This window comes from Kribbella sp., from assembly GCF_035687465.1.
In the GTDB taxonomy this organism is placed as follows: domain Bacteria; phylum Actinomycetota; class Actinomycetes; order Propionibacteriales; family Kribbellaceae; genus Kribbella.
In genome coordinates, this window is sequence record NZ_DASRXP010000147.1 from 1 (window position 1) to 11931 (window position 11931).

At 67.7% G+C, this 11931-nt stretch carries 12 protein-coding genes; 7 read left to right on the forward strand and 5 right to left on the reverse strand.

The annotated features are described in order from the left end of the window. On the reverse strand, positions 1–466 hold a 466-nt coding region (locus VFG33_RS07515; protein WP_325023818.1), incomplete at its 3' end, for a DNA-binding response regulator. 193 nt (positions 467–659) lie between these two features. Here VFG33_RS07515 and bioD point away from each other — a divergent pair. From bioD to guaA, 3 genes are read left to right on the forward strand one after another with little or no spacing between them, the layout of a single operon-like run. After that, positions 660–1325: a dethiobiotin synthase gene (gene bioD / locus VFG33_RS07520; protein ID WP_325023820.1), complete on the forward strand. Its 666-nt coding sequence runs from the start codon at positions 660–662 to the stop codon at positions 1323–1325. Positions 1326–1360: 35 nt separating this feature from the next. After that, complete coding sequence (locus tag VFG33_RS07525) at positions 1361–2374, forward strand: cytochrome P450 family protein (RefSeq protein WP_325023822.1); 1014 nt, start codon at positions 1361–1363, stop codon at positions 2372–2374. A gap of 37 nt (positions 2375–2411) precedes the next feature. Continuing rightward, complete coding sequence (guaA, locus tag VFG33_RS07530) at positions 2412–3968, forward strand: glutamine-hydrolyzing GMP synthase (protein ID WP_325023824.1); 1557 nt, start codon at positions 2412–2414, stop codon at positions 3966–3968. Here guaA and VFG33_RS07535 read toward each other — a convergent pair whose 3' ends face one another. Further along, on the reverse strand, positions 3969–4418 hold the full coding sequence (locus VFG33_RS07535) for an ASCH domain-containing protein (RefSeq protein WP_325023826.1): 450 nt from the start codon (positions 4416–4418) through the stop codon (positions 3969–3971). Between the two features lie 287 nt (positions 4419–4705). On the opposite strand from VFG33_RS07535, the gene VFG33_RS07540 reads away from it, so the two are divergent. The 3 genes from VFG33_RS07540 to VFG33_RS07550 all read left to right on the forward strand — a co-directional run bounded on the left by VFG33_RS07540 (position 4706) and on the right by VFG33_RS07550 (position 5817). After that, on the forward strand, positions 4706–5059 hold the full coding sequence (locus VFG33_RS07540; RefSeq protein ID WP_325023828.1) for a hypothetical protein: 354 nt from the start codon (positions 4706–4708) through the stop codon (positions 5057–5059). 215 nt (positions 5060–5274) lie between these two features. Then, the gene (locus tag VFG33_RS07545; protein ID WP_325023830.1) at positions 5275–5403 is read left to right on the forward strand and encodes a hypothetical protein; all 129 of its coding nucleotides are present in this window, start codon (positions 5275–5277) and stop codon (positions 5401–5403) included. Positions 5404–5466: 63 nt separating this feature from the next. Next, entirely contained in the window at positions 5467–5817 is a 351-nt protein-coding gene (locus tag VFG33_RS07550) for a TraR/DksA family transcriptional regulator (RefSeq protein ID WP_325023832.1), read from the forward strand. Between the two features lie 4 nt (positions 5818–5821). Here VFG33_RS07550 and VFG33_RS07555 read toward each other — a convergent pair whose 3' ends face one another. From VFG33_RS07555 to VFG33_RS07565, 3 genes are read right to left on the reverse strand one after another with little or no spacing between them, the layout of a single operon-like run. Next, entirely contained in the window at positions 5822–6304 is a 483-nt protein-coding gene (locus tag VFG33_RS07555) for a P-loop nucleotide/nucleoside kinase family protein (RefSeq protein ID WP_325023835.1), read from the reverse strand. Positions 6305–6351: 47 nt separating this feature from the next. Further along, positions 6352–9000 carry a tetratricopeptide repeat protein gene (locus VFG33_RS07560; protein WP_325023836.1) on the reverse strand — a complete coding sequence of 883 codons (2649 nt, stop codon included), beginning with the start codon at positions 8998–9000 and terminating at the stop codon, positions 6352–6354. Further along, positions 8997–10757 carry an HSP90 family protein gene (locus tag VFG33_RS07565; protein WP_325023838.1) on the reverse strand — a complete coding sequence of 587 codons (1761 nt, stop codon included), beginning with the start codon at positions 10755–10757 and terminating at the stop codon, positions 8997–8999. Before VFG33_RS07565 ends, VFG33_RS07560 begins: the two co-directional genes overlap by 4 nt. 47 nt (positions 10758–10804) lie before the next feature. Here VFG33_RS07565 and VFG33_RS07570 point away from each other — a divergent pair. Next, the coding region (locus VFG33_RS07570) for an RHS repeat-associated core domain-containing protein (protein WP_325023840.1) at positions 10805–11931 on the forward strand (1127 nt) is incomplete at its 3' end.

Below are 11931 nucleotides of genomic sequence, written 5' to 3' on the forward strand. Positions count from 1 at the left end.
AGTAGCTCAGCCGGCCGGCGATCTCGTCCGTGTCGTAGCCCTCGGCAACCAGCTTGAGGATTGCGGTCTCCCGGGGCGACAGACCGGCCAGCCGCAGGCCGCGCGGTGTCAGTACGTCGTTCTGCATGTGCGAGACCTGCCGGAACAGGCGGGTGAGCAGGTCGGCGGGAAGCTCGGCCTCGCCTGCCGAGGCCCGCTGGACCAACCCGGCGAGCTTGGTCGGCGTCACCTCCGACCGGCGGATCAGCGCGCAGACGCCGGCTTCGATCACTGCGATCAGGTCGGCATCGTTGAGGGTGGCCACCACCAGGATGATCTTGTCCACCCCGCGACGGCGCAGGTCGGCGAGAGAGCCGAGGGTCGCGGCGTCGGGGGATTCTGCCGCGACCACGGCGACGACATCGTCGCCCAGCCGGTCGTCCTCGACAATTCGTACCTCCGGCTGGAACCGGAGCTGACTCTCCACTCCTGATCGTGAGATCGAATCGGCCGAAAGCACATAGACCGGAACACGAAGGCCCATCGTTGTTCCCCCTCAGGGTGATGTGGTGTGTTCTACGATGAGTGATCGGGCGGTCACGCGCCCTAGGGGCAACCCCTAGGGCATCCCCCAGTGCCCTGACGGTGGGCCGCTGGGGCACGGCTCTAGACTCGGCCGAATGACCAGGATCCTGCTCATCACCGGTACCGATACCGGCGTCGGCAAGACCGTCGCCACGGCCGCGTTCGCGGCCACCGCGCTGGGCTCGGTGGCTGTGGTGAAGCCGGCCCAGACCGGGGTGACAGCAGACGAACCAGGGGATCTGCAGGAGGTTCGGCGGCTGACCGGGCTGGAAGATCTGCACGAAGGGGTGCGGCTGCTGGAGCCTTTGGCGCCGACGACCGCTGGGCGTCGCCAAGGTGTCGCGCTGCCATCGGTCGACGAGCACGCCAAGCTGATCGAGAAGCTGGCCGTCGACCGTGACCTCGTCCTCGTCGAGGGCGCCGGCGGGTTGCTGGTCGGATTGGACGACGACGGCAACGACCTGGCCGATCTCGCCGCCCGGCTGGAGATTCCGTTCGCGTTCGTGGTGGTTGCGCGCGCCGGTCTGGGGACGCTCAATCATGCCGGCCTGACGGTCGAAGCACTGCGCGCCCGCGCGTTGCCGATCGCCGGACTGGTGATCGGGTCCTGGCCTGACGAACCGGATCTCGCGGAGCAGTGCAATCTGGATGACCTGCCGAGGACGACCGGCCTACCGGTGATCGGGCGGATTCCGGAAGGCGCGGGGGCGCTGGACCGGGAGCACTTCGTGGCTGCGGCGGCAGGCTGGTTCGACAAGTGACCCACTGCCCGGCTCGGTACGACGAAGAGCTGAGGATGTGGGTCGTCGACGAGCCGACGGAGGTTCGCGAGGTGCTGCTCGACCCGGCGACGTTCCGGCCGGACAACGCCGTACTGGCTCATACCGCGTTGAGTGTGAAGGCGTTGCGGGTGTTGCAGGGGGTCGGGTTCGCGTTGCCGCCGACGTTGGCGAACAACGCCGGAGCGTCGCATCGTCCGATCCGGGCTGCTGTTGCGCGGTTCTTCAGTCCGGCTCGGGTTGCCGCGGTGGAGCCGTTGGCTCGGCGGTTGGTGGCTGAGCGAGTTGCTGCGGCTGAGGTCGGGCTGCGGGCTGGCGTAGTGGATCTGGTCGAGGTCGTCGCTGCGGAACCACCTGCGCTGGTCTTGATCGACCTGCTGCGGTTGCGCGACGTCGACGTACCGGCATTGAAGGCGTGGAGCCGGGATTCGCTGGAGTTGTTCTGGGGATGGCCGGGCGAGGACCGGCAACTGGAGCTCGCCCACAGTGCGGCCGAGTTCTATGGGTGGTTGCGCCAGCGAGTTGAGGCGGCGCGGCGTGAGGGCGGCGACGACCTGTTCGGCGCGCTGGTTGACCTGGGGCTGAGTGATGAAGAGGTGTGCGCGGTCGCCTATTTCCTGCTCATCGCCGGGCAGGAGACGACGAGCCAGCTGATCTCGACGGCGTTTCAGCGGCTGATTGGGCAGCCGGTCGTTGACGCGGCCGCTGCCGTCGAAGAGGTGTTGCGCGAGTCCTCGTCGGTGCCGACTTGGCGTCGCATCACGGCGGCACCGGTCTCCGTGGGAGAGGTGGAGCTCCCCGCCGGTGCGCCGGTGTTGCTGGGGTTGAGCGGGCATGGCGGTCCGGCGGATCTCGCGTTCGGGCTGGGGATTCACCGCTGCCTCGGCGCGGGCTTGGCTCGCCTGGAGACCAGGGTTGCTCTGGAGTGCGCGGCCGGCCTGCTGAGCGCAGTACGGGCTCTTGAGGCTGAGCCGCCGATGATCGACCTGTTGTCGTTCCGCGCACCGGCCCGATTGCTTGTGCGCCGCTGATTACAGCCCTGCTGACCTGCACCGATACGCTTTGCGGGTGACTTCAGCTGAGCATGACCTGGTACTCGTCGTCGATTTCGGGGCGCAGTACGCGCAGTTGATCGCCCGCCGGGTGCGCGAGGCGAAGGTGTACTCCGAGATCGTGCCGTCCTCGGCGCCGGTCGAGGAACTGCTCGCGCGCAAGCCGAAGGCGATCATCCTGTCCGGCGGACCGCAGTCCGTGTACGCCGAGGGCGCGCCGCGGGTGGAGTCGAGTCTGTTCGAGGCTGGGATCCCCACGTTCGGGATCTGTTACGGCTTCCAGGCGATGGCGCAGACGTTGGGTGGCGAGGTACGGCGTACCGGGCTGCGGGAGTTCGGCCGGACGCAGGTCACTGTGAGTTCGCCGGGCACGCTGCTGCAGGGGGTTCCCGAGGACCTGAACGTGTGGATGTCCCACGGTGACGCCGTGCACGCTCCGCCGGCAGGCTTCGCAGTACTGGCTGCTACTTCCGGGGCGCCAGTGGCGGCGTTCGAGGATCTGGATCGGCGGCTGGCCGGGGTTCAGTGGCACCCGGAGGTGCTGCACTCGCAGGCCGGGCAGGCAGTGCTCGAGCACTTCCTCTACGACATCGCGGGGTGCGCCGGCGACTGGACGACCACGAACGTCGTCGATGAGCAGGTCGAGCTGATCCGTCAGCAGGTCGGCGACAAGCAGGTCCTGTGCGCGCTGTCCGGCGGCGTGGACTCCGCGGTCGCGGCAGCCCTCGTGAGCAAGGCGATCGGCGACCAGCTCACCTGTGTGTACGTCGATCACGGTCTGCAGCGGTCCGGCGAGTCCGACCAGATCGAGAAGGACTTCGTCGCTGCCACCGGGACCCGGCTCGAGGTCGTCGACGCGGAGGACCAGTTCCTCGGGGCGCTGGCCGGCGTGACGGACCCGGAGCAGAAGCGCAAGATCGTCGGGCGCGAGTTCATCCGCACCTTCGAGGCGACCGCGCGCAAGCTCGACGCGGATCGGCACATCGAGTTCCTGGTCCAGGGCACGCTCTACCCGGACGTGGTCGAGTCGGGCGGCGGCACCGGTACGGCGAACATCAAGTCGCACCACAACGTCGGCGGGCTGCCCGACGATCTGCAGTTCTCGCTGATTGAGCCGCTGCGGACGCTGTTCAAGGACGAGGTCCGCGAACTCGGCATCGCGCTCGGACTGCCGGAGACGCTGGTCTACCGGCACCCGTTCCCGGGCCCCGGCCTGTCGATCCGGATCATCGGCGAGGTCACCAAGGACCGGCTGGAGATCCTCCGCGCGGCCGACCTGATCGCCCGGACCGAACTCACCGCGGCCGGCCTCGACCGCGAGATCTGGCAGTTCCCGGTCGTGCTGCTGGCAGACGTCCGCTCGGTCGGCGTCCAGGGCGACGGCCGCACCTACGGTCACCCGGTCGTCCTGCGCCCGGTCTCCAGCGAAGACGCCATGACAGCCGACTGGTCCCGCCTCCCGTACGAGGTGCTCGAAAAGATCTCCACCCGCATCACCAACGAGGTCGACGAGATCAACCGAGTAACCCTAGACATCACCAGCAAGCCCCCAGGCACCATCGAGTGGGAGTAGCTAGCTCCCGGGCCGCAGGTCGGCGATCAGCCGAAAGCGTTCCAGTACTGCGAGAGTGCCGTCGGCGACTGTGAAGTCGGGGTCGTCCATCGCATCGCGCATTTCGGGGCTGTGCCAGAAGCTCTCGTGGTTCGCCCGCCAGCCGGCCACCGTTGTGTCGCCTTCGCCTTCATCGATCGCGTGGGCCAGATCCACCTCGGCCAGCGGCACCACCCGGATCTCGGTCACCTCGATCACCCCGACCGGCCGGTCCTGCGAGTCGACCACCACCGCCCGGCTGCCGACCTCCGGCAATGCCTCACCTTCATGCTCATAGTCGACAACCAGCCCGGTCGTCGACGTCTTGGAACCGTCCAGGATCGCGGCGACCAACTGATCCCGCAACGCCCCGGGAAAGGCGAACTCCGCCTTGCCCATCAACGCCAACTCCCCCTCCGAAAACAAGCTCATCACGCCACCGTACCCAGGCGGGGCTGTCCACCGATCCCGGAGCGCCTTCTCCCCGGACGCCGGCGGGAGGTCGAGCACCCGGTGCCTTGCGGCCAGGTGGTTATCCACAGGGCGGAGACATTCCGGTTGTCCTAGGCCGAGTTAGGAACTACCTTTGAACTATGGCCGAGTTGCAGGAAGTGAACTTTTCGGATCTCCTCCAGCATCCCAACAAGACTGTGGAGAAGCTGCACGCGAGCCGGGGGCGCGCTTTGCGAGTTCACCGACGCGGGTCCGAGGATGACTTGGTGCTGACCACCGTCGCGCGGGCGACTCAGGACGGCGAGCTGGTCGACGTTGCCACCCGGCTGCTCCGGGCTGTCATGAGCAATCCCGTGCTGCGCTCACAGCACCTGCTCGAGATCCTGCCGCAGGTCTTCCCCTGGATCCGGTTCCTCACGGACGACGATCGGCTGGACTTTGCTCAGGAACTGGTCGACGTGATGGATGCCAGCGAGGAGCTGGGATCTCCCGCACCGGTCTTGCTGCTGATCACCCAGTGGCGGCACACCGCAGAGATCTACGCGGACCCCGAACTGCTGGCAGCCCTGACGTCCGAGGTCGCAGGTGACTTCGGCGCGGTCCCCAAACCTCTCGCATGAGCCCAGGCAAGCGAGGCGACCGGGTTGCGCCACCTGGGGAGCCCGGTCGCTGGGAGCTGAGATTCGGGAATTCCGACGCTGGCAAAGGATGGGAAGAGCTCTGTCGGCAGGCGCCGGGCAACACGCTGAAGGCCTGGGAAGCGATTCGGTCCGAGCCACAACCATTCCCCCAGACGGATCGTCAGCATCGGCTCAGAGGTCGGACACTGGCGACAGTGAATGGTCTCGACCAGTGGCAGTATGAAGTGACGGCGGGCGGCCGAATCTGGTACCTGGTCGAGCCTGCCAAGATGATCGTTTGGATCGTGTTCGCCGGCACTGGTCACCCCAAAGCGACGGACTAGATCGCGCTCAGAGCGTGCAGGGTCGCCGGCCGTGAAATTGCCTGTGAAGCAATGAGGACCGAGGTGCTGGTGGTGGTTGATCGGCGGGTGGTGGAGGGGTTGGTGGGGGATCGGGCGGTGACGGCTGAGCGGGTTGCGGCGTTGAGTCGGGATCTCGAGGCGATTGTCGAGGCGGCTCGGTTGGTTGCGACGGATGATGAGCATGATCCGGAGGGGGCGACCATCGCTTTCGAGCGGTCGCAGACCAGTGCGTTTCTTGCTGATGCGCGGAAGCATCTGGATGATCTCGACAGTGCGTTAGAGCGGATCGAGGCCGGAGACTACGGCCGGTGCGAGGTCTGTGGGGAACCGATTGCGGCCGACCGGCTGTTGGCGAGGCCGGCCGCGCGGACGTGTATCAACTGCGCTGTCTGACGCGCTAGGTGAGTTGTGCGTAGCTGTCGTAGCGCGCTAGCTCGGTGGGGGTTGGGCGCTGGAACCGGGCGTTGTAGGACTCTAGTTCCGAGCGGGTGATGCGGAAGGTCCCGGTCGGCGTGCTGGTGTTGCGAGCGTCCAGGCGCTCCCACAGGACGTCGAGGGGCGGGTCCAGTACTACGAGTTCGGCGCGTGCACCCAAGTCCTGGGTTCGGGTTCGGAACAGCTCGCGTTCGCCGGGGGACCAGCAGCCGTAGTCCAGGATGGCGTCTACTCCCAACGTCAGGGCGCGGGCTGCCACGCCCCACAGCAGTTCGGACTCGAGGACCCAGCGCTTGCCGTCGTGTTCGTTTGCGTCGAAGAGCGGGCCCATCCACTCGTCCGGGGTCAGCCGGATCGCGGAGCGCTCTGCCTCCAGCCGTTTCGCGATGGTGGTCTTGCCTGCGCCCGGCAATCCGATGAGCAGCGTCATGGTGGCCGTCGTCATGTCAGCAGTGAGGCTATCCCGGCTGCCGCCGATCCCAGAACGGATTTTCAGGCGCCGCCCAGGCGGGCTTCCAGGGCTTCGGCTTCGGTGGTCCGGTCGAGGAAGCGGAGGCGGTCGGCCAGCAGGAAGCCGGCCCGGCGCCACTGGTCGGCGCCGGTGGGGAGGCTGGTGAAGATCTCCCGGAGCATCGCGTCGTCGGTGCTGCCGTGTTCGGCGATCAGCAGCCTCGCGTTGAGGAGCTGGGACTCGAAACCGCCGCGTTCGTAGGACTCCGCCGCCTGTGTCGCCTCGACGACCGCGGTCTCCAGGTCACCCTGTTGCATCGCGAGCATGGTCAGGTCCCAGTGGATCCCGGCGTGCTGGAAGAGCACGGACTGCTCCGCCGAGGGAAGGGACTCCAGCACGGGACGGGCCCGCCCGAGGAGTTCGCGGACCCGGTCGAAGTCGCCGGCGTACCGGGCGGACTGGCCGGCGAGGCGGATCGCCTGGACGTACTCGATCGGCAGTTCGGCTGTCTGGAAATGGTCGGCGGCGATCAGGAGAACGTCGACCGCCTCCTTGTCGCGGTCCAGTTGCTCGAGCAGCATGCCCTCGTCCTGGCGGGTGAGGCCGAGCCAGTGCGGATGCGCGTCCTCGGGTGCCTCGGTCAGCAGCGCGTGGACCTGCGCCAGAGCGGGCTCCAGCTCGCCAAGTGCTCGATAAGCGTCAACCAGTACGCCGCGGGCCTCGGCGCGCAACTGGATGAGCTCGGGGTCCTGCAGTGCGGGCAGAGCCTCTTCGCCGGTCTCAGCCGACTCCAGCGGACGCCCGGTGATCAGGTACGCCCGGGCCAGCTCGACACGACAGATAGCAACGTGTACTTCGGTCCCAGGTTCTCCGGCCGCCAAGGCGATCGCTTCAGCCAGGTCGTCCACGGCCTCCACAGCCCGGTCGAGCTGGATCCGGATCCAGCCGCGCTGCCGGTACGTGAACGAGCGGGCCAGGTCCTGCTTGGTCGGGATCCCTGCGGTCGCGGCTTCCTCGGCTTCCTCGAGGCGGCCGTCCTTCAGCAGGAGGTTGCACTGCAGGATCGCTGCGGCCGCGAGTAGTTCGCCCTCGGTGCCCTGGCCCGAGCGGATGATCGCCAGCTCCCGCAGAGCATCGTCGGACCGATCGGCCTGGGCATAGACCGTCGCAAGCGAGTACTGCCAACCCCCGCGGCGCCGGGGTTCGTCGTTCTCGATCAGCCAGCGCAGTGGTTCCTCACCTGTCGCCAGACCCTCCTGGATCTCGCCCTGCTCGCACAGCGCCCGGGCAATCCGGCCGCGATCGCGCCGCAGGCGAACCTCCTCGCCCAGTTCGGCGTACAGGGTGAGTGCCTCGCGCCAGGACTCCAGTGGATCGCCGCCGCTCTCGACGGCGATGAGGCCCTGGCCGTCGAACAACCTGGCCCGGTCGAGCGCAGTACGGGCGCTGTCGGGCACCTCCTGTTCGAACGCCCGCCAGGCAGCGACTGCCTCATCGCGACGGTCGGTCTGCCAAGCCTCTTCAGCCCGGTCCAGCCAGCCGCTGCCGGAACCCTCAGGCAGCGTTTCCTCTGCCACAGCAGGGCTCTCGGCCTGGCTGCGGAGCTGAGCGCGGCGAGCTGTCTCGGACAACGGCAGGTACTCCACCCACGGCTCGGCCGCGAGCGTCGCCCTGACCTGCTCTGACTGGTGGGTGGTCCCGTTGCGCGCGTCGAACTGCGCGGCCAGCTCCAGAGCCTGCTGCGCCAGTTTCTCGGCGAGCTGATGGGAGTGGATGTCGTCCGCCTTGGGGCGCCGGATCATCAGGTCGACCTTGCTCAGGGCAAGGGATGCCGCCGCCGCGAAGTCCTTCGCCGCGAGCGGGGTCGGCGGATCGGCGAGATCGATCAGGTGCCGCTCGACCAGTTCGACCGCCCTGGTCTCATTGCCGGTCCGCGCACAGAACAGGACGTGGTCGGCATAGCTGCTCAGCTCGCCCGGCTGACCGCGCAGGATCCGGTAGGCCCGCCGATGGGCATCGACCGCCTCGGAGTACATGCCCTCGGCAACATAAGCCGGCAGCAGGGCGGTGAGGATCTGTTGCGGCTGCTCGTGACAGGTCAGCCGCCCCTCGAGCACACTGACCGCGAGCGATGCCGCTTCGGCCATCTGTCCTGTTCGAGTCAGGTGCTGCACCTTCTGCGTCGGGTCGCAACCGACGCAGTCCGACAGGTCGTCCCGTGGCGCGGTCGACCACAGCCGGAACTGCTCAGCTGCCGTCTCGGCATCACCGATGTGGTCGGCCACCTGCCACCGGTGCTGATGCACCGCATGCATGCTGTTCCCAGCGACCCGCCACCGGCGCTCCATGTCATCCAGTACTGCGTACGCCTGGTCCAGTGGAACCTCAGGGAACTTGGTGAGCGTGTTCGGCGCGTACTTGAAGCACCACAGGAACGTATAGGCATGCCGCTGGTACTTCTCCGGGGCCGCATCCCAGTCGGCCACACACCGGGCGAACGGCACCAGCGACTTCCGCGGCTCGCCACCGCTCACGTACGCCGTGACCAGCGCGAGCCTGGCGTAGAAGGCGACGTCCTCGTCGCCGGCCGCATCCGCCCGCCGGACCACATCCTCCAGCAGCGCCGACTTGGCTTTCCCGTACGGCGTGCTCTGGGCGCGGTTGAGCCGATCCAGCAGGTCGTCGGTCATCTCGGGTCCTCTGAGGTAGGTACGGCCTGGTCCAGCAAGCCGAGGAACGACCGGTTGACCAGGGCGGAGTCCGCCGGGCCGATCGGGTGGTACCCCAGCATCAGCGCATGTCCGTACAGACCCTGCACGGCCAGCCGCGCCAGTTCGGGATCACCTAGCCCGGTCATCCGGCGTACGAGCGGGCTGCGGTGGTTCAGCACGAGCTGCGGGCGGCTGTCGTCGTGCGTATCGAGCGCACCCAGTACCTCGGACCAGAGGGCGTCGGTGCGGCTCTTGGTCGAGCGCAGTTCGGAGGCGAACTGGGCCGACCGGTCGACCAGGTAGATCGCCGGAAGTCCGGCGGGGTCGAACGACCGGATCACGACCTCGCAGCCGACCGGGTCCAGCGCCTCCTGGGCGAGCCGCACGAACGGCCGCAGGGCCAGCTCGGTCTGCGGGTCGAGGCTGTCGAAGCTGGTGCTGAGCTCGGTCGGATCGAACCTGCTCGTGACGAGCTCGGGTACTACGTCCGGCAGCCGCTCGAGCAACTCGCTGTCGTACGTGTAACCGCCGTTGACCACAGTGAGCTGCTGGGCCGCGGCGACCGCCGCCAACTGGCGGAACTCCTCGATCGTCGCCACGTACCGGATCTCGCCGTGCCGCTCGTGAAGCTCGGCCGCGGTCATCCGGCCGTGGTTCGTCTCGAACCTGAGCCAGCGGTGGACCAGCCGGAGCATGTCGTCGTCGTGCAGCGCGAGCGCCTTCACGCCGAGCTGGTGGATGCCGAGGAACCGGTCCAGCTTCTGCGGATCCGTAGTCCCGAGGCGGACCAGCCAGCCCCGGAGCTGAGCGCCGAGGGCCTCCCTGGTCGCCTCGAGGTTGCCGTCGTCGAAGAGGGCCTCACGGCTGGCCGTCGGCCTGAGCTCGGAGGTGTCGATCACCGCGCGGACGAAGAACGCCCAGTCGGGCAGCAGTCCTTCGACGCCCTCGGCGAGCAGCATCCGCTTGAGGTAGACGCGGTGGGTGGCGCGCTCGGCCGGGTTCGCGGGGAAGGGCAGGACGAAGGCGACGCCATTGAGCCCGGCCGCTGGATTGCTGAGCGGGATCACGTCGAACGGGGTGAAGCCGAGGTTGTCCTGCGCGTAGCCGACCAGGTCAGCCCGGCCGGTGCCCTCCCAGGGAGCGATGCCGTCGGTGACCTTCTCGTCGTTGACGCGGACCTCGAACGGGAGCAGCGCGCCGAACAGCTTCACCAATTCGACCACGGTGGCCTGCTTGAACCACTGCTCAGCACCCCGCCGAGCCTGCAGAGTCACGGTGGTCCCTTGTGGGAGACCGGTTGGTGCCTCGTCGACGGTGTAGCGGCCATCCGCCGTACCGGTCCATCGGGTGGCAGCGCCGTCGGCCGGCTGCGTCAGTACTTCGATCGCGTCGGCGACCATGAACGCCGACAGCAACCCGATCCCGAACTGCCCGAGGAACTCGGTCCGAGCGAAGCCGATCTCGTCCCGCTTCGAGCTCCGCCCGATCGTGGCCAGCAGTTCCCGCACCTCGTCCGGCCGCAGCCCGATCCCGGTGTCGGTGATGCTGAGACTCTGCTCCTGGACCCTGATCTCGATCCGCCCAGGCGCATCCGGCTCGGTCGACTGCCGCGCGGTGATCGCATCCACGGCGTTCTGCAGCAACTCCCGCAGGTACACCCGCGGACTGCTGTACAGATGGTGACTCAGCAGGTCGACGATCCCCTGCAGGTCGACCTGGAAGTTCTCGCTCCCCATTCCAGCCCTCTCCTGACCCCCTCAACCGCGGTGCCACACGCTACGCCATGGAGGTACCACCGAGGTTGGGGCGCGGCTACGACGCCTACGGGCGGATGAACTCCGACACCCTGAAGGCAGACCAGACAGTCGTCTCCTCGATGACCTATGGCTACGACGCCGACAACAACATCACCGCCAAGAAGACCACCGGCGTCGCCGGCGCAGCCGACAACACCTACACCTACGACCAGCTCGGCCGACTCACCGCCTGGACGGCCGGAACCAAGACGACCGAGTACGGCTGGGACGCGACCAGCAACCGGACGAAAGCAGGCACCAAGCTCGCGCAGTACGACGAACGCAACCGTCGCATCAATGACGGCACCTCGGACTACACCTACTCCCCGCGCGGCACCCTCCTCACCAAGCAGGCCGGTACAACCACGGAGGCGCTCACCTTCGACGCCTTCGACCGGATGATCAAGAACTCCGACCGCGACTTCACCTACGACGCACTCGACCGCCCGGTGGCGGCCGGAACCGCCCGGATGCGGTACGCCGGCTTCAGCGACGAGGTCGTCACCGACGGCACCCAGAGCTTCGGCCGTAGCGCCAGCGACGGACTGCTCTCCCTCGGGTACGAAACCACCAAACGCCTCGTCCTGGCAGACCGCCACGGCGACGTGATCGGCGGCTTCGACCCCACTGACACCACCCTCACCGCGGGCCTGCCGGACTCCCGTACCTTCGACCCCTTCGGCAACTCCACCGCCGCCAACGGCCTCAAGTACCGAGTCGGCTACCAAGGCGACTGGACCGACCCCCGCAGCGGAGACGTCAACCAGGGCGCCCGCTGGTACAACCCCGAGTCCGGCACGTTCAACTCCCGCGACACCATGACCTACGCAGGAGGCGTAGCCTCCAGCCTCCCCAACCTCTACGCCTACGCCGCCGGCAACCCGATCACCCTCAGCGACCCGACTGGCAATTACCCCGTGGATGAGGTCGGTGAACCCAACACCGAGTGCAAGAAGGTACTGAACGGCGACGGCTACATCTGGAAGTGCTCCGAGGACGACGTCAAGGGCCCGAATGACCCCCCGCCGCCGCCCACGGATTGCAAGACGAACAACGACTGCCCCACGCCGCCTCCGCCACCTGGGGGCTGCAAGGCGAAGAAGAGTTGCCCGAC

Bases quoted from the DNA above. Each gene is read 5' to 3' on its own strand.
- VFG33_RS07525 (WP_325023822.1), top strand. From the start codon at position 1,361: ATGTGGGTCGTCGACGAGCCGACGGAGGTTCGCGAGGTGCTGCTCGAC.
- VFG33_RS07555 (WP_325023835.1), bottom strand. From the start codon at position 6,304: ATGACGACGGCCACCATGACGCTGCTCATCGGATTGCCGGGCGCAGGC.
- bioD (WP_325023820.1), top strand. From the start codon at position 660: ATGACCAGGATCCTGCTCATCACCGGTACCGATACCGGCGTCGGCAAG.
- VFG33_RS07560 (WP_325023836.1), bottom strand. From the start codon at position 9,000: ATGACCGACGACCTGCTGGATCGGCTCAACCGCGCCCAGAGCACGCCG.
- VFG33_RS07565 (WP_325023838.1), bottom strand. From the start codon at position 10,757: ATGGGGAGCGAGAACTTCCAGGTCGACCTGCAGGGGATCGTCGACCTG.
- VFG33_RS07535 (WP_325023826.1), bottom strand. From the start codon at position 4,418: ATGAGCTTGTTTTCGGAGGGGGAGTTGGCGTTGATGGGCAAGGCGGAG.